The organism is Paenibacillus sp. NPDC058177 (genome assembly GCF_042883835.1).
Classification (GTDB): Bacteria; Bacillota; Bacilli; order Paenibacillales; family Paenibacillaceae; genus Paenibacillus_AQ; species Paenibacillus_AQ agri.
On sequence record NZ_JBHVVB010000011.1, the window covers coordinates 62,392 to 85,612 of the forward strand.

The following is a 23,221-nucleotide window of genomic DNA, read 5'->3' on the forward strand; positions in this document are numbered from 1 at the left end:
TTCCGCACCCACCTTTTCAGCTTTTGATTCCTGCCGGCTCCTCACGGGACAACTTCCGGATTACCGGCAGTTTCATGCTTCACTTATAAATACTGGAATGCAGCTGGAAATATGCAAGCGTTGCCAAATCCACCCGGAGCGGACAAAACCAAAAAAAGCATCCGGACTACGAAGAATCTTCCTTCTTCGAGAAGAGCTGGCAGTCTTCACTCCGGGAACCGGGGCGAAGACTGCCAGCTGCTTGGAAGAAAGGCTGATAACCAAGTAGCACAGGATGCTTGATGGAAGAGGATTACTGCTGACTTGCAGCGATAGCCTGTTCCAGATCATATAGAATATCGTCAATAGATTCAGTACCAATCGACAAACGAAGCAGTTCAGGTGTTACTCCTGCCGAAGCTTGCTCCTCATCAGACAACTGCTGGTGCGTGGTGCTGGCCGGATGGATAATCAGCGACTTGGAATCACCGACATTCGCCAAGTGTGAGAACAGCTTCACGTTCTCGATCACTTTGCGTCCAGCATCGCTGCCGCCCTTGATCCCAAACGTAAGAATGGCACCTTGGCCCTTCGGCAGATACTTCTGCGCCAGCTCGTAGGAAGGATGGCTCGGCAGACCAGCGTAGCTGACCCATTCTACCGCATCATGGGCTTCCAGATACTGTGCCACCTTCAGTGCATTTTGACTATGGCGTTCCAGACGCAGGTGCAAAGTCTCCAGACCCTGCAAGAGCAACCAAGAGTTAAACGGCGAGATCGATGCTCCCAAATCACGCAGCAATTGAACGCGCGCCTTGATGATATAAGCGATTGGACCTACGGCTTCCGTATAGACTACACCATGGTAGCTTGGGTCCGGCTCGGTCAGGCCCGGGAATCTGCCGCTAGCCTTCCAATCGAACTTACCGCCATCTACAATGACGCCACCGATAGATGTACCGTGACCACCGATAAACTTGGTAGCGGAATGAACCACGATATCCGCACCATGTTCAATTGGGCGCAACAGATACGGGCTCGGGAAGGTGTTGTCAACGATCAGCGGAAGACCGTGTTCATGGGCAATCGCCGCAACCGCTTCGATATCCAGGACATTCCCCTGTGGATTACCAATGGTCTCCGCAAAGATAGCTTTAGTCTTGTCATTAATCGCACTGCGGAAGTTCTCCGGGTTATCCGAATCCACAAAATGCACCTTAATGCCCAGCTTCGGAAGGGTGGTTGAGAACAAATTATATGTACCGCCGTAAAGACTGGCAGAAGAGACAATCTCATCTCCCGCGCCTGCAATGTTCAAGATGGAGAAGGAAATAGCCGCCGAGCCAGAAGCTGTCGCCAGCGCGCCTGCTCCGCCTTCAAGCGCCGCAATCCGCTGCTCAAATACATCAGTGGTCGGGTTCATGATACGGGTATAGATGTTGCCGAACTCTTTCAGTGCGAACAGGTTCGCAGCATGCTCCGTATCGCGAAAGCCGTAAGAGGTTGTCTGGTAGAGCGGTACGGCACGGGACAAAGTAGTTGGATCGATCTCTTGGCCGGCATGAACGGCCAACGTTTCAAAGGACTGCTTGCGTTCTTCTGACATAGGTATTTCCTCCTTATAATTTAAAAAGTAATGAATTCAAATAATTGGTTGGACTTATTTTCTCACAAACCTTGTCATTTGAAAAGAAAAAAATCTTATTATTCCGGTGTGAATTATCGAATTTTATAATAATATCCCCTTATTCCTTCCAAAGGCATAAACGTGTGGACAAAATATAAATTTCCACCTAAAAGAAACCGTTATCATGAACCGGTTATAGAAGTCCTGCTGACAGGAGAACCTCGGGCCTGTATGGCAGATAATTACTAAAGAGGTTGAATACATGTTACAACAGGCTGCAGTGCTTGTCCAACCTTTATGTTAGAGGAGGATTTCCCCCTTAAATTCATAGATAACAGAAAAGGCTGTCCCCGCCCCCTCCCAGGCATGCAGGACAACCTTCCATTTAATCTATCGCGATCGGATTCAGATGCTCTACGGATTCTGTTGTGTGAGAGCTTGAACATCCACGAACGGGGTAGCCCCTCCTGTCACGGTAGGCAGGACACCATTCCATTTATCGAGCGCCTTCTCCTGTACCTCAATCTGCTTCAGCTGCACCAGTTCAGGAGTAACCTCCTGCTTCTTGAGCCGCAGCGATTCTGCTTCGGCCTGTGCCTGAGCTACTTTCTGCTTTGCCTCAATCTCGATCCGCCGCAGATCATTCTCGGCCTTGAGCGCCTGCTGCTGGGCGACCTGCTTAGCTTCTATTGACTGATTGAAAGCGTCGGAGAATTTAAAGTTAACAATGTTAATATCATTAACGATCAGATCGTATTTGGCCAAACGGGTCTTGAGCTGGTCGCTAACCTCCCCGGACACCACATCACGGCGTGTGATCAGATCCTCGGCAGGATATTTGGCAGTGACTTCTTTGACAATCTCCTGAATGGCCGGACTGATGATGACCGTATCATAATTACCCCCGATATTGTTCATCAGGTGAAAGACCGAAGCTTTGTTCACCGAATAGTTGACCGCCACATGAGTTGATACCGGCTGCAGGTCTTTGGAAGACGCAGAGGTATCGGTCTCGGATTTGGTGACTTGTGTATTGACCTGAATGACAGTTTGGATAAACGGAATTTTAAAATGAATACCCGGCGCCAAGGTATTATCATTTAGCTTCCCGAAGGTTTTGTACAAACCGACATGACCATATTCCACCGAAGCGTATGCATTAGTTCCAAGCACAGCTACAACCAGTACAGCGACAATACCACCAATTAGTTTGCCAGGGTGGAACTGCTTTGTCTTTGGGTTCAACTCCACATTCATTTAATCTCCTCCTGCTTATCATGAGCAGCCGGTAGCCCAGCTGCTGGCTTAACCCTCTATACGGTGGTCGTAACCGATCAGTTTCAATAAATTGGATTTCAACAAAAACAGCCTTTTCCTCCAAGGAAAGAGCTGTTTCATTCAGGTCTGAAAATATCAACACCTGGTTGTTCATATAGGTCTAATGACCACCGGATAAGGATAGGCCAACCCGCTTAAGCAGGCGTGAGCTTTCTTCATTCAGTCCTGTGATGATAACCTTCTTGTCATGCTGAGCATATTTGCCGATGATCTTCGCAATTGCACTCACTGCCGACTGGTCCCAGACATGGGAATGTGAGAAGTCGATGATGATCTCCGCCGGGTCGGTTTCATATTGAAACTGCTGAACGAAATGACTTGTTGTGCCAAAGAATAATTGACCGGATACCCTATAGGTTCTGGAAGAAGAGGCTTCCTGAACGGTAACACGGATCGAGGCGATTTTCCAGGCAAATGACAAGGCACTAAGCAATACACCGAACAACACGCCTATGGATAAATTGTCCGTAGCTACAACCGTTACCACGGTTACAATCATCACCAGCGCATCGCTTACAGGTACGCGGGCCAATGTCTTGAGTGCACCCCACTCAAACGTGCTGATCGAGACCATAAACATTACACCGACGAGTGCAGCCATCGGAATCTGCTTGACGACATCCCCGAGAACGAGAATCAGGAACAATAAGAAGATACCTGATACGAACGTGGACAGGCGAGTGCGCCCGCCGGACTTCATGTTAACCATGGATTGACCGATCATCGCGCAGCCTGCCATACCACCGAAAAATCCGGTTACGACATTCGCCAGCCCCTGGCCTTTCGCTTCCCGGTTCTTGTCGCTGCCAGTGCCGGTAATGTCATCGATCAGCGTTGCCGTCATTAGCGATTCAAGTAAGCCAACAACCGCGAGCGAAAGGGAGTAGGGCAATATAATCAGCAACGTATCCAGTGTAAAAGGCGCCTGCGGAATATGAAATAACGGCAGTGCCGCCGTAATATTGCCCATATCCCCTACGGTTTTCACATCTAAATGCAGTGAGATGCTGAGGACCGAAACGGCGATAATTGCAAATAAAGCGGAAGGAATGACTTTGGTGAACTTTGGTACCACATAGATAATAACCAATGTCAGAGCTACCAGACCGTACATGATCCAGCCTTGTCCTTTGAAATGCGTGAGTTGGGCCATAAAAACTAGAATCGCCAAAGCATTTACAAATCCGGTCATCACCGGCTGTGGCACGAAAGTAATGAACCGCCCCAGCTTCAGGGTACCCATCAAAATCTGGATCAGACCTGTTAATACGGTGGCAGCGAACAGGTACTCGATCCCGTACTGTGCCACCAACGTGCCAACCAGAAGCGCCATCGCTCCCGTGGCTGCCGAGATCATGCCGGGTCTTCCTCCCGCAAATGCTGTAATCATTGCAATGCAAACGGAAGCGTACAGTCCCACCATCGGACTGACTCCCGCCAGAATGGAGAAAGCGATCGCTTCCGGAATGAGCGCAACGGCTACCGTCATTCCGGAAAGAATATCGCTGCGGGTGTTGGAGAACCACCCATTATTCAATGTAAGCTGCTTCAAGTTTCTGTGATCCTCCTATGATGTTAAGGGTATTTAGGACTTATCCTATAAGTCCGGGTCCGGTGCAACGCTGATGCTGCTTATTGTACCCGACTACCCGTCACCTTCACAAAAAGTCATCGCTACCTTGTAAGCGCTTATACCTCTCCTTTTCTCCCGTATTCTGCCGATTTATTTCAAATTCAATATATTTAATGGCGTTACATAAATTGATCTAAATAATTTATTGTTTGTACAGGCCCGAAGCCTTCACTTGATCGAAGAACGTATTGAACTCATCAATGTTCAGCTGCTGCGCCGCATCGGACAATGCTGTGGCCGGGTCGGGGTGCACCTCAACCATAATGCCGTCGGCACCAGCAGCGAGTGCGGCCTTGGCACAAGGCACCAGAATGTCCTTACGTCCTGTGGAGTGGGTGACGTCCACCAGCACCGGCAAATGGCTCTCCTGCTTCAAGATCGGCACAGCTGAAATATCTAATGTGTTACGGGTCCATTTCTCGTATGTGCGGATGCCGCGTTCAATCAGCATGACCTGCGTGTTGCCACGAGACATGATGTATTCGGCTGCATGCAGGAATTCTTCCATGGTCGCTGCAAGTCCACGCTTCAGCAGCACCGGCTTATTCAGCTCCCCTGCCGCCTTCAACAGCTCGAAGTTCTGCATATTGCGGGCACCAATCTGAATAATATCCACGTAATCCAGCGCTGGCTCCAGATGGGCCGGGTCTACAATCTCGCTGATCGTCAGCAGGCCGTATTCGTCTGCCGCTTCACGCAGAATCCGCAAGCCATCCATGCCAAGGCCCTGGAAATCATACGGAGAGGTCCGAGGCTTGAAAGCTCCGCCGCGCATAACGCGGATTCCGGCTTTTTGTAAGGCTGCCGCTACGGTACGGGTCTGAAGCTCGCTTTCTACCGAACAAGGTCCGGCCACCATCAAGGAAGACAAACCGCCCACAGTTACACCTCCAGGAAGAGTAATGACTGTATCCTCCTGCTGGCTTTTCCGGCTGACCAGAAGGGTCTTCTTATGTTCTGCTGATTGCAGATCAAGGGAGGCTGAGAATATTTGCTTGAACAAGCTGCGGATCGTACTGTCGGTAAACGGTCCCTTATTGCTCGCTACCAGCTTCTCCAGCATTTGTTTCTCCCGCTCGGGATCGAACTTCGGCACGCCCTGCTTTTCCTTCAAAGTACCAATCTCCTGAACAATCTTTGCCCGATCGGAAATCAGCTCTAACAATTGACCGTTAATTCCATCCAGACGCTCTCTCAGCTCATCCAATTCCACATTACTCATACCTTCCACTCCTCTTCTTCATCATATATTTGGAACGCAAAAAAGGCCCCCGTCGCAAGGGACGAGGAGCCGTGGTACCACCCTAATTTAGAATGACCTCCGGTAATCGGCATTTCCAAAGAAACCTGGCGGTTGCTTCTGCCGCGAAAGAACATTCTGTCTTTCACCCGGTAACGCGGGGCGCGGGCCACCCTACTCATGCTTGTGCCGATTGGCAAAACACTTCAGGGGCCGACTCGGAAGTGAACTTCAGCGCAGGCCGTCTCATGAGGGTGCTCTCAGTCTCCGGCACACCTTCCCTGTTAAGATCCGCTTCTTGCGCTTACTCTCTTCGTCATTGTCCTTGCCTGTATATCAGTACATTTATATACTGGTTGCTGCAATCTTAATCAAAAATCAAGACGGATGCAAGTGGTTCATTTAACGCTTTGTCGCTTCACTCAATTCTCTTTCGTATACATGTTCTGATCCTGCAATCGAATTAGTACTTTGCCAAAACGTCCACCCTCATGGATGACCACTTTGCCGGAGGGATAGGCTTGCTCCAAATAGTCAGCAATAATGTTTCGATTCCGTTCATCTACAGGCAGGCGGTGATTACGGAGCCAAGTCAGTGCTTCCTGCAACGCCGCTTCCCTGGTGACTTCCGTCGTTTTCATTTCCCGCGTAATTAACGATTCGTATGCATGACCTTTAAGAAACAGCAGATGCAGCAAATATCCCATTTCCATATGTTTCGTATGAAACGGCTGACCGGTGACGAGCGGCCAGATTTCATTTACTAGACTGTGATCTGGAGGACTAGCCGGCATACTGATATAACAGAACTTTCGAGCGCATTGGAGCATCTTTTCCACACTATCCCAATTGTGAATGACCGGGCACATTGAGACGAAGACGAGATCGAAGGCCTCGCTCCAGCCTTTGGTCTGCACATCAATATTTTCAAAAGGCTCGGGCACAATCTTTACCTGATCTTCGGCGAACTTCGAGATGTTTTCTTTCAACAATTCGACCTGCGGGGGAGAGGTCTCTACGGCAGTTACATGAGCCCCTCTCTCCGCAAACGGCACCGAGAACACTCCAGATGCGGCGCCAATATCCAGAACGGAGGCATTTTCGAATTGGACCCCTTGCCCTTCAAGCCAGTTCATGATCCGTTTGGTTCGTTTTCTTCCCTCTTCGCTAAACGATTGTTCGTTGAAAGTCTTGGCCTTATGGTCAAATGATCTCGTGGGATCGACTCCCGCCTTCTTCATTTTCTTTAAAAGAGAATCGTCTTTCCACGCTTTTTCCCAGTTAGCTGCATCAAAAAAATAATTTATGATCATTCCTCACATTTCTTTATTGAGTATGGATTTTCCTAAACGGACAGCTACTTTCAACTCGCCGCCTGTTCATGTTCTGGCGATTTCTCTTTACGAAGGAAGAGACCAAGTACTAAAGCTACGAGCGCGATGAAGACACCGATCCAGAACGCGTTATTGATACCGGCCAGCAGCCCCTTGGTTATTTCCGCCGGAGCATGCGGATCGCTCGCTCCGTTCAAGTAATGTTTCTGTCCGCCTGACATAATACTGAAGTACAGGGCAGTACCGATTGCACCGGACACCTGCTGCAGCGTGTTCAAGATCGCCGTCCCGTGCGGGTGCAGATGGCGTGGCAGTTGGTTGAGTCCAGCTGTCTGTGCAGGCATCATGACTAGCGCGACGCCAACCATCAGCGCAATGTGCACAGCGACGAGGAAGCCGGTGGTCGTCGTTTCGTCGAATCGGGTGAACAGCCACAATGAGGCGGCGGCAATGAGGAGTCCTGGGATAACAAGAACGCGAGGCCCAAACTTGTCGAACAGCTTGCCTGAGACTGGAGCCATAATCCCGTTCACGACCCCACCGGGAAGCAGGATCAAGCCGGACTTGAATGCCGTCATCATCAGCACGCCCTGCATAAACATTGGAAGCATGATTGCCGACGAGAAAAACGTCATCAACAGTACGAACAGCAGCACCGCGACAAGCGCGAACATGGGATACCGGAACGCCCGTAAATCCATGATCGGTTCTTTAAGCAGTAATTGCCGCCAAACGAACAGTGCCAAAGCGACACCCCCTGCCGCAATTGTCCAAATGACCTCCGGCACCGACCAGCCGAGCTCACCGGCCTTGCTGAACCCGTAGACAATTCCGCCGAAGCCAATCGTTGACAGCACGATGGATAAGAGGTCAACCCGTGGTTTTGTGAGCTCCGACACGTTTTTCAGGACAGCAATTCCCACGATAATTGAGAGGAGCGCAAACGGCAGTACAAGATAGAACAACCAGCGCCATGAAAGTCCGTCAACAATCAAACCGGAAATGGTCGGACCGATGGCTGGCGCGAACATGACGACGAGTCCTAACATCCCCATTGCGGCTCCCCGTTTTTCCGGCGGATAAATGGTCATAATTACGTTCATTGTAAGTGGCAGCAGCAAGCCGGTTCCTATCGCCTGAATAATCCGCCCGATCAGCAGTACATTGAATCCCGGCGACACTGCCGAGACGAGCGTACCGACGAAGAACAGACTCATCGCCGACAGAAACATTTGCCGGGTTGTGAACCATTGCTGCAATACCGCTGTCACCGGAACGAGCACGCCGACGATGAGCAAATAGGCAGCAGAAAGCCACTGGACCGTCGTCGCAGATACGCCGAATGACTTCATCAGTTCGGGGAGGGCATTGCCCATTAGTGTCTCGTTCAAAGCGGCAACGAACATACCGACGATCAGTGCTAACATGATCGGACCGCGCTTAATATTTTGCATCTCTATCATTTGTTTCTCCTCCAAGTTTCTGTAGTCTTTGCAATACACCGAGACTAACGGAGCTTGACCTTGTTGATTCACCCCAATAGTTCCCACATCGAAAAGCTTTATATCCCCTTCAAAACCAAACCTATATAGATCGATAATATCCATAATTAAAATAAAAAAACGTGCTACTTCTCGATACTACTCCATGTAATTTCATATATATATTTACATAGATCTATAATATCCATAATTAAAACACAAGAAGCTCATCACTTCTTGTTTACATCATGACTGCATCGCTTGAACGCCTCATCCAATACTGACTGAATCGTATGTTCCCGCAAATATTGGTGCAGCTGTTGTTCCGCGCCGTTCATAACTTTTTCAACCAAACATTCTTTTCCCGGATGCTTCTGTTCTCTCTGCACAGCCCCATCTTCCGCTAACAATTGGTGTTGCTGCGAACCCGAATTCGAACATTCGAATAGCTGCTGTCTTCCTTCAATCACTTGAATCACATCAAGAAACGTAATCTGATCCGCTGGCCGGGCAAGCTCGTAACCACCGTTCACCCCTGGCACAGCACGTACGATTCCATCCTGTCTCAGCTTGGACATGATTTTGGATAAATAGCTTTCGGAAACACCCAGTGTCCCAGATAACTCCCTAATCCCAACGTTGTTGCAACGCTGCGAGTGTCCCAGATGAATTATGGCATGTAAGGCGTAATCTGTACTTTTTGAAAATTGCAAGTCTCTCTCCTCCCTCCTCAATATCATCATTATTATAGATCTTTATTGTCCATAATAAACAAATTAACTCCAAATGGCAATGATATTTTTGGCTTATGGAACGCTGGAGGATAAGATAAGCCAATTCCTCGGCCTATCCTATCCTTCCCCCGCTGCGCTCACTTTTAGAAAAACTTTCGGATCACTCCCGTTAAGGTCTCACTGGTGACCGGCTTGCTAATATATTCATCCATACCTGTTGCAAGACATAGCTCCCGGTCGCCTTTTAGTGCATTAGCCGTTACCGCAACAACAATCGGCTGCTTCTCCGGCGGGAGCGTCTCTTTAATATATTTCGTAGCCTCCAGACCGTTCGTCCGTGGCATCTGTATATCCATAAAGACCAGATCGAAAAATTCGCAGGTTATTCGCTGCATGACGACGGTTCCGTCAGATGCCAACTCCACAGAGTGCCCGCGCTTCTCCAGCATTTTTTTCAAAACAATCTGGTTAATCTCGTTATCTTCAGCAACCAGAATCCGTAAGGGACGCTCCTCCGATTCTGTCAAAGATTGTGTGTCATTCTGCCCTACTTCGGCCATTGCGGCATTGGTGTCATCCAGAAAAACCGCGGTGAACACGAATGTGGTTCCTGGCTCCGCTCTCCTGTGCAAGGTAATTTGTCCGCCCATAAGCTCCACCAGCTTCTTCGTGATGGCCAGCCCAAGTCCCGTTCCCTCATGCCGCCGGTTCATAAAATGATCCAATTGGTAAAAAGGCTCGAACAAGCGGCCCTGCAGCTCTTCCGGGATACCAATTCCGGTATCGGAAACGGAGAATTCCAGCATAATTCTGCCTTCTTTCTGCTCTGCAACCCTTACCTCCAGCTTGATACCGCCGGTATAGGTGAACTTGACCGCATTGCCAACCAGATTGAGTAACACCTGCTTAAGGCGCTCCCCATCACCCAGCAAATGTGTCGGCACCTCAGCATTCACCTGGGTCTCGATGTACAGTCCTTTAACCTCCGCTTTATGACTCAGCACGTTCATTACAGAAGCAATGCAGAGCCGCAAATCGAAACGATCCTCGTGCAGCTCTGTCTTACCAGCTTCGATTTTGGAAAAGTCCAGAATATCGTTAATAATCGACAACAGTGTATCTCCGCTCTGGCGGATAATCTCCAGATATTCATGCTGTACCGATTGCGGTTCGCTCATCTCCAGCAGCAGATCGGTCATTCCAAGCACTCCGTTCATCGGGGTGCGGATTTCATGACTCATCATCGCCAGAAAATCACTCTTGGCACGGTTCGTATGCTCGGCCGTCTCTTTGGCAATCATCAGCTTTTTCTGCTCAGTAATATCTTTGACGATAATGTAGAACCCTACCCGGCTTCCACTAATGACAATGGGCGCAATACTGGTCAGCACCTCGACCATATGACCATCCTTGTGCCTGATCTTGTCGATGTTCCGCTCTCCCCAGTGATTCCCGGAGGAATGGTCCAGAATGTAGTTCAGATTCTCTGATCCAACAATGCTCGATACGTTCAGACCGGTCAGCTCGGGGATCGTATATCCCGTCAATTCACAAGCCTTGTCATTTCCGTTGATGATATCGCCTTCCAGCCCCAAAGAAATGACCGCATCATGGTTGTACTTCTTGAGGGAGGTGTAGCGCTCCACGGATTCCTGTAGCTTCCGCTCTACCATCTTGCGTTCGGTAATGTCGCGGCCTACGGCAACAATGCCCCGACCGCCACCTTCTTCCTCCAGCACCCGCAGTGTATACTCAATCCACAAATAATGCCCCTCCGCGTGCCGGGTACGCAACTGAACACTGCTATAAGCTAACGCGCCCGGCATCTGGAGGGTATTGAGATCATCCGGATGAATATAGCTGCTGACATTCTGCCCTACCAGTTGTTCCGGCTCATAACCCAGCACTTCATGAACTGAGGGTGAGCAGTAGCGGCAGAGGCTGTCTGGTGTCGCCACGTATACGATATCCCTGATATTATCCGCAATGAGCCGGAACAAGTCAGCACTATCCGAGAGAGGATTCTTCTTGTCCCCAGGCCCAGATCGTCCTCTTAACAGCACTGTATAAAAGAGCAGCTTCCCCGTCGACGGTTCATTGATCCGTGTGATCCGAATGATTAATGGAACAGGGATCATAGCCTGATGCACCAGCATCAACGTACACTCAAAAAAAGGGATTTCGCTTGCTGCCAGCGCTCCCATCTGCTTATGGTAAAGATCCTTGTAGTCTCTCTGTAAAAACTCGCTCAATGGCCGCCCCAGTAGTTGCTCTTCCGAATAACCCAGCAATCCAGTTACACCAGAATTAACACTTGTCCAAGTTTCTTCCGGGGAGAGAAACGCTTCAGCTGCTCCTACCCCGTCTTGCACATCCTTCAACCGGGAATCTTCTTTATCCGACTGATGCCCCAACATCTGTCCCACCGCCGTTTCGTGGAGTAAGGCTAGCATTAAGCAAGCTATTTAATAGTTTAATTCTTTACTATAAATATCTGGTATAACTGCATGAAAGTCAATGTGAATAGAGGAGTTTATCTATTGAGAATAGACGCTGGCGATTACACTCCAAATGTACGATAATGATCCCATTCTCATGTATCGTTGGCCCGAAAGATCGATATGCGAGGGAAAACAATAACTCACAAACTTACAATTCGTAAGTGGATATGATATAATGCATGTATTCCATCCATACGGACATGCTTTAACCAATTAATCTATGAATAGCAAGGGGTTTAAATAGAATGAGCAATCCTATACAACAAGAAGCAGTACCAGAATTTGAATTTGGCATTTATACGCTTGGGGATATTGTGGCCGACTGTAAAACAGGTAAAACAATCACCCCGCGGCAGCGGCTGGATGAGGTGATTGCCGCTGCCAAGTTAGCCGATGAGGCGGGACTTGATGTCTTTGGTGTCGGTGAGCATCACCGGCTGGATTTTGTCATCTCCTCGGTGCCTGTCGTCCTGGCAGCTGTGTCGCAGGTCACGCGCCGAATCAAGCTGACCAGCGCTACTACTGTGCTTAGTACCATTGATCCTGTCCGGGTCTTTGAGGACTTTGCTACACTTGACCTCTTATCCAATGGACGGGCTGAGATCATTGCTGGACGCGGTGCTTTCCTGGAATCTTTCCCCCTGTTCGGCTATGATCTTGAAGACTATCATCGCTTGTTCGCGGAGAACATCCAGCTCCTTCAGGAGCTGAATCAGCATGAAATTATTAACTGGGAAGGCTCGTTCCGCTCCCCCCTCAGAAATGCGGAGATTGCTCCTAGGCCCGTACAGCATAAGCTCCCGCTCTGGGTTGGCGTCGGCGGCTCGCCCGAGAGTGCAAAGAAAGCTGGCGCACTGGGTACAGGGTTAGCCATTGCCATCCTGAACGGAAATCCAGCGCCTTTCAAGGAGCTTGCCGATAGCTATCGCCGCTCCGGCATGGAGGCCGGTCACTCCCTTGAGTCCCTGAAGGTTGCCATTACAAGTCATGGCTATATTGCGGAAACTACACAGCAGGCGCTTGATGAATTTTATCCTTACTATTACAGCTACCGCAATTCCATCAGTCCGAGCCGAGACCAGCGCTATACAGTATCGCGCAGCGAATTCGATCAGTTTGCAGCCTTCGATAATACCTTGGCTGTAGGCAGTCCTCAGCAAATTATTGAGAAAATCCTTTACCAGCATGAGCTGTTCGGACACAACCGCTTTATGACTCAGCTGGATATCGGTGGACTTCCTTACGCTAAGGTGGCATCAGCCATCGAACTGCTAGCTACCAAGGTAGCCCCTGTCGTACGACGGGAAATTGCCAAAAAGACCTCTGCAGTCTCCCTTTAAAAGGGTCTTCTGCCGGATTTTTTTGTAGCGTCTCCATGGTATAATCTAAAGCTTCACGGGCATTATCCAATTCTTTCGTTCATGAATTGGGTAATGAGCCTAAGGCTGATTCTTTCAGATTCAGCCCCAGAATATTTCCCGGAAGCGAGGTACCTATGAAGAAACTATTAGGCATTGCTATGCTAGCCTTATGCATATTCAGCATAGGGCTGCAGCCTCCCAAAGCCGCTGCCGCGGTCAGCTATACTGCCAAAGTAAATGCTGATTCCTTGAATGTGCGCAGCGAGCCGGCCAAGAATGCAGTCATCACGGGGTCACTGAAGAACGGTACGGTGGTAAGTGTCACAGACGAACAACATGGCTGGCTGAAGGTCAAGTCCGGTTCAACTTCCGGCTGGGTTGCTGGCTACTATCTTCTGAAGACCAACGGAACGCCTACTGCCGGAACGACCGTAGCGGTCAAGGCAACGCCGGCGGTTAAGACATCCACCGGAAACAGCATGAACGCCAAAGCCACGGTTACCGCAAGCTCCCTGCGAATCAGGAGTGGCCCAGGCACCAGCTATAGCGCGCTGGGCTCACTGAAAGCACAGGATACGGTAACCATCCTGCAGCGCCAGAACGGATGGCTAAAAATCCGCACAGCCAGCGGAGATACCGGCTGGGTCTCGGACCAATACATCCGCAGCGGAGCAACGGTAACAAATAGCGCTCCGCCTCCTTCTTCCGGCGGCCTGAAGGGCAAGCTGATCGTGGTGGACCCCGGCCATGGCGGGAGTGATCCCGGCATGCTTGGCACCACCTACGGCACGCTCGAAAAAGATTTGAATCTGCAGACAGCCTTCTATGTCCGCGATTACCTGAAGGCGGCCGGCGCCCGGGTCGAGATGACCCGAACGAAAGACGTGAAGCCTTCGCTGGCTCAGCGTGCCCAGCTCGGCAAGACGCTCGGAGCGGATGCCTTTGTAAGCATCCATTATAATTCCTCACCGAAGAAGATATCCGGAACGTTGACCTTCTTCTATTCCGAAAGCACTGACCTGAAGCTGGCTCGGGCAATTGAAGCCCGGCTAGGACAAGGCATCGGCCTGAAGAGCAACGGCGTGTCCTTCGGCGATTATCACATCCTCAGGGAGAACTCGATACCGTCAGCCCTGATGGAGCTGGGCTTTCTCTCCACCCCCTCTGATGAGGCGGTGGCCCGCACAGCCTCCTATCAGAAAAAAGCCGCCCAGGCTATAGCCAACGGGCTGGCCGATTATTTCAGGCGCTAAGGCATTCGCGCCATGGCATATCAAAAGCCCAGGCCTCTTATCCGATCTACAAGGATAAGAGGCCTGGGCTTTTTTGATCTTTTCATTTTAATACAACATTTCAAAGACTAAAAACAAGTTCAGCAGAACCACCAGAGCCGAGATAATCCAGCCTGTGATGGAAGTAATCCGCAGATTGACCAGCCCGCCCATAATTTGACGGTTGCTTGTGAAGATAATCAAAGGAATAAGTGCAAAAGCAATCCCGAACGATAGCACCACCTGACTCATGATCAGCGCGTCTGTAGCGTTCACACCGGCAATAATAATCGCAAGTGGGGGAATTGTAGTGATCGCCCGGCGCAGGTACAGATTGATTCTTTTATTGATGAAGCCCTGCATAACAACATCCCCGGCCATGGTGCCCACTGAAGAGCTGGATAATCCGGCTATAAGCAGCCCAAGTCCAAAAGAAACGGCGGTAACAGGACCAGCTAATTCGCGGAACTGGTGAAAGGCTACGCCCAGGTCTTCCACAACCATGCCGTTCTTGAAGAACAGTGCAGCAGAGACAACGATCATCGCCATATTGACGGCTCCGGCAATAATCATGGCGATGATAATATCCGCCAGTTCCAGCTTGAAGATTTTCTTCTTCTCCGCTTCATTCCGGCCGACCACACGGTCTTGCGTCAGCGAGGAATGCAGATAGATCGCATGTGGCATTACCGTTGCGCCCAGAATACCTGCGGCCAAAAGGATGCTGTCCACACCATCGAATCTGGGAGTAAACATGCCCACGGCTACTGCGCCCATATCCGGCTTGGATACAATCACTTGGAAAGTAAACGCCAGCACGACGATTAATACCATGGCGCCAATTCCCGCTTCCAATGAACGGTACCCGCGCCGCTGTAGCTCCAGTATGGCAAACGACCCAACGGCAGTAATCAAAGCGGCTGGCAACATGGGGATGCCGAATAGTAAATATAATCCTAAAGCCGCTCCTATAAACTCAGCCAAGTCTGTAGCAATAATTACAAGTTCACTCTGAATCCAGAGAAAAATCGAGACGCCTTTGGGGAATCGGTCATGCGCAATTTCAGGTAAATTCTTACCGGTAGCAATGCCCAATTTGGCCGACAGCGATTGGATCAGTACCGCCATCAGATTAGAGGCGACAATCACCCATAGCAGCAGATATCCATACTTGGACCCCGCTGTAATATTTGTAGCAAAATTACCGGGATCGAGATAGGCAACCGCTGCTATAAAAGCAGGTCCGAGAAATGGCAACAGCCGTTTCAGGCCTTTGACTTCTCCGTCCAATACAGCTTGGGCAGATATCTTGACTTTCTTTTCTTTGATCAGTTTTTGTTCCGCAACTTGTTGCTCTAACATGTCTATCCCTCCTCTTGCCCGGGAAAGTTGTCTATATACACGAAAGTTTCCTCGATGCAACTTTATAGTTGAATTATAGTCCCTTCCATGTAAAATGTAAATAGATTTTCATTTCAAATCTTTTCATTTTAAATTCATTTATATAAGACGAACTGAAGATCTGAACGTAGGGCTCGGTCGTCACTACGGTGGAATGTTTGGACTTCCGGTCGCTGTTGTTCCCAGATTTCTTCTTTAATAACCGCTTCTAGCGGTTGAAATCTGGCGGGCTTATGCTTCCGATGCGAGCTTTCCTGCGGAAAGCTTTCAGGCGAGCGCTTCGCTCCTACAGTTCCAAACTTCCCCCTTCGTTCCTCCCTGCTTGTTGTTCCCTTCTTTTGTTCATCTTATAGTTATTTCTTCTTCTGCAGAGAGAGCTTATCGATCATGTAACTGGTCAGAGCATTCAGATGATTACCAATGGTGACGCCTGTTTCCTGTTCTACCTGGCGGGCTGCAGGAGCCATTGAAAGCTGGGCAGCTACGATACGGACGTCAGGATTCTCCTGAGCCGCACGCTTTAAGCCGGACGACACCAGCGCGGTATACTCCTCTTTTTTCCCCTGCATAATCAGACTGAACGTATGCTCCAGCACGCTGGATTCTACAAGCACCTTACGTCCTGCAGCCTGGCAAAAGTGTTGAAACTGTTCCATCGTCCCTGTAACCGTATTTGGATTGGTGAAAACGAAGCGAACAGTTTTATCAGACCGGCAAGCATCCTGAAATAATGGGTCATCTATCTTTATGACGGGAATAGGCAATGGGTGAAGATTTTCCCGATATGCTGCGGTAAAAAAAGTGCAAGTGATCAGAATGGCATCCACATGGCAGGCTGAAATCCAATTCAGGGTCTCCTTCACCTTGGCTTCAACAATCTCATTATTAAAATCGGCGTCCATTTTTATGCGATCCAGACCTGGATCTACAAAATGTACCAGTTCCACTTCATGGCCAGCCAAAGCTTTCTCGATGTGCTCGATATTGGAATAATGCGCATGATAACAGCCTATTCTTGTCATGAGCTTGTTTCCCCCTTTTTCAATACATAAATCGTAAAACAAAAGGTCCCCTTCACACAAGTGAAAGGAACCTTACAAAGCCTAAACATCATCTATAGGTGAACTCCATAATTTTGACTGATCAAAAAGGAAAGTACGGTTGCTTCGATTGCTTCCCTATACTCCTGGTGGATACAATCGGTTCAATACTTCACGCATTGCCCCTTTAATCTGGATATCCGGACGTTTTTCTTTGGCTAAGCTCTCAGCTTCTTCTACCGTAGAGACTACCCCAAGTTCCAGCAGCAAACCCGTGGCTACGGTTCCTGTACGGTTGCGGCCACCCGCGCAATGGAAGTAGACGGTTTTCCCACTGTTTACAGCTTCGCTGATGGCTAGGACTGCCTGTTGTACAGAGGCGTCTTGTCCACTTTCATGCTCCACAATCGGATGATGATGTCGGCTAACCTTATCCGGAAAACCCTCAGCTTTGGTGCCGTTGTCCCTCAGATCAAACACATCCGAAATCTCCTGCTCCTGAAGCGCCTCCAGCAAACCGTTCTCCCCGCCGATATACACTTTACCTTCAATAAGTTCGTGATAGCCCGCCATCCTTATTCTCCCGTCTCCGCAAATTGCTTAATACGTGCGCCGATCTGGTCACGGACATTTTGAAATACTGCCCATTTCTCCTCATCCGTCCCCTGAGCCTTAGCTGGATCATCAAACCCCCAGTGTTCACGTCTTACCTTCGGCGGGGTAATCGGGCATTTATCTGCGGCATCGCCACACAAGGTAACCACCAAATCTGCGTTATTCAAACGATGGGAATCAATAATGTCGGAGGTTTGGCCCGAGATATCAATACCGGCTTCGCTCATGGCTTGTACCGCTTTTGGGTTCAGTCCATGAGCTTCAATCCCGGCGCTGTAGACATTCCAGCCCTTACTCAAATATTGCTTCGCCCACCCCTCGGCCATCTGGCTCCGGCAAGAGTTGCCTGTGCATAGAAAATAAAGAGTCTTCTTATCCATTGTCATCGATCTCCTTTTACATTACAGAATAATTATCCATATATAGAGTCCTAACAGGGTAATAAACAGTGTGGGAACCGTCAGGATGATGCCTGTTTTAAAGTACGTTCCCCAGGATATTTTCACGCCTTTAGTAGAAAGTACATGTAGCCAAAGCAGAGTCGCCAGCGAACCGATCGGTGTAATCTTAGGCCCCAAATCTGACCCGATAACGTTCGCGTAAATCAAAGCTTCCTTCATGATTCCCGTCGTGTGTGTAGCATCGATCGCGAGCGCGTCAATTAGAACAGTAGGCATATTGTTCATCACTGAGGAGAGGATAGCGGCTATAAAGCCCATGCTCATCGTGGCGACGAATAACCCCTGCTCTGTTGCCGCCCGCAGCACCTCTGCCAGCAAATCTGTAAGACCGGCATTCCGCAGCCCGTACACCACGACATACATCCCAATGGAGAAAAACACAATCGCCCAAGGCGCTCCCTTGATCACTTCCTTCGTGTTGACGGACGAACTATTCCTTGCCATCAGCAGGAAGAAAATCGCAATCACTCCGGCTACCGCCGACACAGGGATGTTCAAAAATTCGCTGACGAAATACCCGATAAGCAGAATCGCCAGCACGACCCAGGACAGCTTGAACATCCCTTTGTCTTTGATCGCCTCTTGTGGGTTCTTTAGCTGAGCGCTGTCGAACCTTCTCGGGATGCTTCTGCGGAAAAAGACGAACAAGATTAGAATACTTGCCACCAGCGAAAATAAGGTTGGAATGATCATCCGGCCCGCATATTCCATGAAGGTGATGCCGAAGAAATCGGCGGACACGATGTTCACCAGATTGCTGACGATAAGAGGCAATGAAGTTGTATCAGCGATGAACCCGCTGGCGATGATGAACGGAAACACCTTTTTCTCATCGAATTTCAAGGCACGCACCATAGCAAGCACAATCGGAGTGAGGATCAGCGCTGCACCATCATTGGCAAAAAACGCCGCCACCACTGCTCCCAAAATGGTCACATAGACGAACAGCCGAATCCCATTCCCACGGGCAGCGCGTGCCATGTGTAGGGCGGCCCATTCGAAAAATCCGATATGGTCCAGGATCAGTGAAATCAGGATGATCGCAATGAAGGCTAATGTCGCATTCCACACAATCCCGGTGACATCGAGCACATCGTTAAAACTTACTACCCCTACCAGTAACGCCAAGACCGCCCCGCCACAAGCAGACCAGCCAATGGACAGGTTCTTAGGTTGCCAGATTACAAATACTAATGTGACTATAAAAATAATGATTGCCCAAACGGCCACTGCTACAACCTCCAGTTGGTTCCGATCAAATTAGATGAACCTACGACACAAACGCCGACTCGGCCATCATCACATCAAATAATCATATAACTATATACTTATATATAAAACATAGCTTTGTTACTTCAGGCGCATATCACTCACAAGAAGCAACAATTTCTTTTTTATTCAAAAGGGTTAGTATCGTCTTGGAATCCGGCATTTGACTCAGAACAGCCTGGATATGCGGCTTATCTTCGACGTTCAGGGAATAATGTACCCATTGTCCGCGTTTACTCTCCTTAACGATGCCCTGTGTTTTTAGCTTTCTTAGATGCTGGCTGACCGCCGGCTGTGAAATATCAAAGATGTCCACAAATTCGCATACGCACCACTCCCGCTCTTTCAACAGCGAAAGCATCGCCAAACGCGTCTTATCCCCTAGCAGCTTCATATCGTCAGCAATATCGGCTAGTGGCTCCATATCTGTCTCCTCCTTCCACCTGTATATAAGCCAATGCTTATATTCTAATTCCCAGCCCGAAATTTGACAAGAATAAAATAATCGCTAAGTTAGACCATAGAAGATGTACATTAGTTTCTGTGCATGATGGCCGGACACTAAAAAAACCAGCTCAAGCACGTAATTAACGTGATGAACTGGTAATTAGGTTAGTATTAAGCTGGATTAATCGTTCTCATTTTTCCCTGATCCCGGCATAGACGGCGTCTGTAAGATCCGTAGTGAACTTGCCTGACATACCTTCCAGTGCCGTATTCGTGAACGCTACCACGCTGAGCTCCTTCGAAGGGTCCACAAACCACGAATGACCATAGGTTCCTCCCATACGCCAAGTACCCGGTGATTCTGGGGTAGCTGCAGCAACCGGGTCTTTGAGCAGAACAAAACCTAAGCCGAACCCTCTGCCTGGCCAAAAGAGCATCGGAAGATCGCCGATCTGATTGGTAGTCATCTCACGAACCACTGTCTCTTTCATTAGGGGTTCTCCCCCCTTGCGCAAGGTTTCCAGCAGCTTCAAAAAGTCGCCGGCACTGCCGACCATACCCGCTCCACCCGAAAGATACGCTGTAGCATCCGTTGCCCGGACAGGAGCAAGCCGGAAACCTGCCGTCCCCTCTACAAATGGGATGGTGTCAAAATCCCGCAAGCGGCGTGGCTTAGCAGGATCATCAGCATAAGCAACGGCCAGCCGCTGCGGATCCACTGCAGTAAACCCGGTATCGCTCATGCCCAGAGGGCCTGTCACCAGTGAACGAACAGCTTCCCCAAGCGGTGCATTGGCTGCCTTTTCAATCACCGCGCCCAGTACATCTGTAGCTATAGAATATTTCCACTGTGTCCCCGGTTCATACAGAAGCGGCACAGAAGCAAGCCGGCGCAGGTTCTCGTCCAATGTGATATCCGCCAGATCCATCCCATCAGATACACCCGCAAGCTCATAGGAACCCTTCTCTTCTTGAAAAAAACGGTACGTCAATCCAGCGGTGTGTGTTAACAGGTGACGAATCGTCAATGTCGCAGCTTCACCATTCTGCAGCCTTGGACGAAATTCCGGCAGCCAGCGATCTACACGGTCATCCAATTGCAGACGGCCTTGGGATACCAATACTAAAGCAGCTGTAGAAACAATAGGCTTAGACACAGAAGCCAGCCGAAATAACGCATCCTCATGCATGGGCCGATTGTTCTCCCGATCAGCAAAACCGGCAGCACGGTTATACACCAACTCCCCACCAACTGCCACTTTAACAACGGCGCCGGCTAACCTTTTATCGGCAAGTGTATGATCGATGACCTCATCTATACGTGCTTGTAAATTGTCATCCGTCTCTTTGCTCCAATATAATTTATTCAATGATACTCATCCTCTCTGAACAATATCATGTTGCTTACTTTTCCGGGGTGAGTTTATTATATAAATCAAGTCCCTTTGATTACATAAGACAAACCAGTTAGTTGCTTCATTTTACAAAGGAAAATGAGGTAGTTTGCAAGGAATTATTCGGAATTAAAGGAGGGCGTTTTCATGGACCATATAGATAAGCAGATTCTGTTCCATTTGCAAAATCACGCAAGAATTTCAATGACCGAGTTAGGGAAAAGTGTCAGCCTGTCGCAACCAGCGGTTACTGAGCGAGTTCGCCGACTGGAAGAGAGCGGGGTCATTGAGGCGTACCGCACAGTGATCTCCCCGGAGAAAATCGGCAAAGGTACTGTGGCCTATGTACTGTTTAGGACAAAAGAATGTTATCCCTTCCTTGATTTTTGCCGTTCTGCACCCGAGGTTGTTGAATGCTACCGCATCAGCGGAGAACACAACTATCTCCTAAAGGTAATGACAGACTCTACCCAATCACTTGAAGAATTCGGCAAGCAGTGCGATCCCTATGGAACCTACACTGTTCTCATCGTAATGTCATCCCCTATTGATCCTAAATTCCTCATCCCCTCGCTTGAAAAAGTAAATCTGCTCGCCGATCCAGAATAGCTCGCAGACGATGTACAAACAAAAAGGAATCCGGCAAGAGCCGGATCCCTGAGATATCAAATGAGAAAATACGGAACTTTATTAATATGTCCACCAGTTGCCTGACATCACAATCAGCGAGAACAACTTGATGCTGTCTTCGTAGTAGCCTTCGGCAGAACTACTTGCCGTATGGCTCCACACCGAGTTTAGCCAGCTTTGATAGCTCGGAGAGGTCATCGCACTAACGCCGAACGGTGCATAGAAGGCACCGCTGTTGTAGCTGCCGAACACAGTTCCATTCAGCTTATAGCCATCCTTGATGCTTCCGGGTGCACCCCCTACTTTAGTTTGGATCCAACTGTTCATCTGATTAAGCTGCGACAAGGCACGGTTATCGCCAGTAATCAGGTAGTCCGTAGCAATCCGCCATGGAGTACGACAGGAGTTATAGTTGTAATTACCGTCATTAGCATCTTCTAAGAAGTTAGCCGCTGCGGGCTTGTACACACCACCTGAGTAAATCACGAAATCAGGCAGCAGACCGGTGCTTGCGCTGTACCCGCTATACAGGCTGTTGATGATCGTGTAGGTCTTGTCCGTAACATTCTTCCAGCGGGCATCGCCAGTAGCACTTTGGAAAGCCTTCAAATGATTCAGCATGAAATCCGAAGGCCGTGTAGCTGTATTATAGGCGCCACTGTTCGCCCAGTCACCGAGACGGATGGTCCACTGGGTCTGGTTAATTTCTTTATCCATAATGGCATTAATGACATTCTTAGCCGCTTGTAAATAATTGATTGTACCGCTGCTTCCCCACTGCTTATCTGCTAGCAGCAGCGAGAATGCGATGTCCATATCCCCATCTGCGGCCGAATCCTGACCGTCAATATTTTGAAAACTGCTGTTCTGCTTCCAGGACATCAGGTACGGGTTATTCGCGCTCGGATGTGCTTTGTAATAATTATAGAGGCCGTCATAATACGTCTGCGCACTGCTGTCATACCCGGCCATTAGCACGGTGAACAGCATGCCATAGCCATGCGCTTCGGATACGGTTTCCCCTGCTGAATTGTATTTAACATAATATTTACCGGTGCCAGCTGGCTTAAGGTAAGCCGCTTTCCACGCATCCCATTTGGTTTTCACTGTATTATCCATACTCGTCTGAGTGACATTATTGGGCTTAATAGAACCGGAAGTATAGGTCGCATGCTGTGGAAATGGCTTATTTACTGCTGCGAATGCTGATCCCGCCGGGAGTATAACGATAGCTAAACACATCATCATAAGCGTTCTCCAATGGAACCTAAGCTTTCCTATCCGTTTCATCATTTGATCGTCTCCTCTTCTAAATGCTGATATAGTGATCAACAAGCAGGGGCATAAGCCAAACGCGTTAAAAGGCAAATGACATAAATAAATTGGTTAATTTGTTAAATAATGATTGGAAATCGCAATACCAATATATTCTGCAATCTAGTAACTGTCAATATCAAACGTACCG

The 23,221-nt window shown here is 49.1% G+C and carries 19 protein-coding genes; 3 read left to right on the top strand and 16 right to left on the bottom strand.

Going from position 1 to position 23,221, the window contains the following annotated elements; translation table 11 throughout:
• Positions 1 to 292: 292 nt before the first annotated feature.
• From ACFVU8_RS28305 to ACFVU8_RS28340, 8 genes are all read right to left on the bottom strand, one after another.
• A complete protein-coding gene (locus tag ACFVU8_RS28305) occupies positions 293 to 1,585 on the bottom strand; it encodes a homocysteine synthase (protein WP_379469045.1) in 1,293 nt (430 codons plus the stop codon).
• Between the two features lie 435 nt (positions 1,586 to 2,020).
• Entirely contained in the window at positions 2,021 to 2,863 is an 843-nt protein-coding gene (locus tag ACFVU8_RS28310) for a prohibitin family protein (RefSeq protein ID WP_379469043.1), read from the bottom strand.
• A gap of 181 nt (positions 2,864 to 3,044) precedes the next feature.
• On the bottom strand, positions 3,045 to 4,496 hold the full coding sequence (locus ACFVU8_RS28315) for a SulP family inorganic anion transporter (protein ID WP_387431891.1): 1,452 nt from the start codon (positions 4,494 to 4,496) through the stop codon (positions 3,045 to 3,047).
• Between the two features lie 223 nt (positions 4,497 to 4,719).
• Entirely contained in the window at positions 4,720 to 5,799 is a 1,080-nt protein-coding gene (locus tag ACFVU8_RS28320; RefSeq protein WP_387431893.1) for a bifunctional 3-deoxy-7-phosphoheptulonate synthase/chorismate mutase, read from the bottom strand.
• 440 nt (positions 5,800 to 6,239) lie between these two features.
• Positions 6,240 to 7,130 (bottom strand): methyltransferase domain-containing protein, encoded by an 891-nt coding sequence (locus tag ACFVU8_RS28325; protein ID WP_387431895.1) that lies wholly within the window; start codon positions 7,128 to 7,130, stop codon positions 6,240 to 6,242.
• A gap of 50 nt (positions 7,131 to 7,180) precedes the next feature.
• Positions 7,181 to 8,614, bottom strand: a complete 1,434-nt coding sequence (locus tag ACFVU8_RS28330; protein WP_387431898.1) for an MDR family MFS transporter — start codon at positions 8,612 to 8,614, stop codon at positions 7,181 to 7,183.
• 248 nt (positions 8,615 to 8,862) lie between these two features.
• Entirely contained in the window at positions 8,863 to 9,345 is a 483-nt protein-coding gene (locus ACFVU8_RS28335) for an RrF2 family transcriptional regulator (protein WP_387431901.1), read from the bottom strand.
• A 164-nt stretch (positions 9,346 to 9,509) separates the two neighbouring features.
• Positions 9,510 to 11,783, bottom strand: coding sequence for a PAS domain S-box protein (locus ACFVU8_RS28340; RefSeq protein ID WP_387431903.1), 2,274 nt, complete (start codon positions 11,781 to 11,783; stop codon positions 9,510 to 9,512).
• Positions 11,784 to 12,112: 329 nt separating this feature from the next.
• Here ACFVU8_RS28340 and ACFVU8_RS28345 point away from each other — a divergent pair, with 329 nt between their 5' ends.
• Both ACFVU8_RS28345 and ACFVU8_RS28350 read left to right on the top strand, forming a co-directional pair.
• Entirely contained in the window at positions 12,113 to 13,207 is a 1,095-nt protein-coding gene (locus ACFVU8_RS28345; RefSeq protein ID WP_387431906.1) for an LLM class flavin-dependent oxidoreductase, read from the top strand.
• A gap of 155 nt (positions 13,208 to 13,362) precedes the next feature.
• Positions 13,363 to 14,481: an N-acetylmuramoyl-L-alanine amidase family protein gene (locus ACFVU8_RS28350; RefSeq protein ID WP_387431908.1), complete on the top strand. Its 1,119-nt coding sequence runs from the start codon at positions 13,363 to 13,365 to the stop codon at positions 14,479 to 14,481.
• 87 nt (positions 14,482 to 14,568) lie between these two features.
• On the opposite strand, the gene ACFVU8_RS28355 is transcribed toward ACFVU8_RS28350, so the two are convergent.
• The 7 genes from ACFVU8_RS28355 to ACFVU8_RS28385 form a co-directional block, all read right to left on the bottom strand.
• The gene (locus tag ACFVU8_RS28355) at positions 14,569 to 15,861 is read right to left on the bottom strand and encodes an Nramp family divalent metal transporter (RefSeq protein ID WP_066365999.1); all 1,293 of its coding nucleotides are present in this window, start codon (positions 15,859 to 15,861) and stop codon (positions 14,569 to 14,571) included.
• A 392-nt stretch (positions 15,862 to 16,253) separates the two neighbouring features.
• Positions 16,254 to 16,922 (bottom strand): aspartate/glutamate racemase family protein, encoded by a 669-nt coding sequence (locus ACFVU8_RS28360; protein ID WP_387431910.1) that lies wholly within the window; start codon positions 16,920 to 16,922, stop codon positions 16,254 to 16,256.
• A gap of 156 nt (positions 16,923 to 17,078) precedes the next feature.
• Positions 17,079 to 17,513: a protein-tyrosine phosphatase family protein gene (locus ACFVU8_RS28365; RefSeq protein ID WP_387431913.1), complete on the bottom strand. Its 435-nt coding sequence runs from the start codon at positions 17,511 to 17,513 to the stop codon at positions 17,079 to 17,081.
• A gap of 2 nt (positions 17,514 to 17,515) precedes the next feature.
• A complete protein-coding gene (arsC, locus tag ACFVU8_RS28370) occupies positions 17,516 to 17,935 on the bottom strand; it encodes an arsenate reductase (thioredoxin) (RefSeq protein ID WP_387431916.1) in 420 nt (139 codons plus the stop codon).
• A gap of 21 nt (positions 17,936 to 17,956) precedes the next feature.
• Positions 17,957 to 19,246, bottom strand: a complete 1,290-nt coding sequence (locus ACFVU8_RS28375) for an arsenic transporter (RefSeq protein ID WP_387431919.1) — start codon at positions 19,244 to 19,246, stop codon at positions 17,957 to 17,959.
• A 136-nt stretch (positions 19,247 to 19,382) separates the two neighbouring features.
• Positions 19,383 to 19,709: an ArsR/SmtB family transcription factor gene (locus tag ACFVU8_RS28380; protein ID WP_066366021.1), complete on the bottom strand. Its 327-nt coding sequence runs from the start codon at positions 19,707 to 19,709 to the stop codon at positions 19,383 to 19,385.
• 214 nt (positions 19,710 to 19,923) lie between these two features.
• Positions 19,924 to 21,102, bottom strand: a complete 1,179-nt coding sequence (locus ACFVU8_RS28385; protein ID WP_387431922.1) for a serine hydrolase domain-containing protein — start codon at positions 21,100 to 21,102, stop codon at positions 19,924 to 19,926.
• Between the two features lie 171 nt (positions 21,103 to 21,273).
• Between ACFVU8_RS28385 and ACFVU8_RS28390 the strand changes: the two genes are divergently transcribed.
• A complete protein-coding gene (locus ACFVU8_RS28390; protein ID WP_387431924.1) occupies positions 21,274 to 21,735 on the top strand; it encodes an Lrp/AsnC family transcriptional regulator in 462 nt (153 codons plus the stop codon).
• 81 nt (positions 21,736 to 21,816) lie between these two features.
• Here ACFVU8_RS28390 and ACFVU8_RS28395 read toward each other — a convergent pair whose 3' ends face one another.
• Entirely contained in the window at positions 21,817 to 23,049 is a 1,233-nt protein-coding gene (locus tag ACFVU8_RS28395) for a family 8 glycosyl hydrolase (RefSeq protein ID WP_387431926.1), read from the bottom strand.
• Positions 23,050 to 23,221 lie beyond the last annotated feature (172 nt).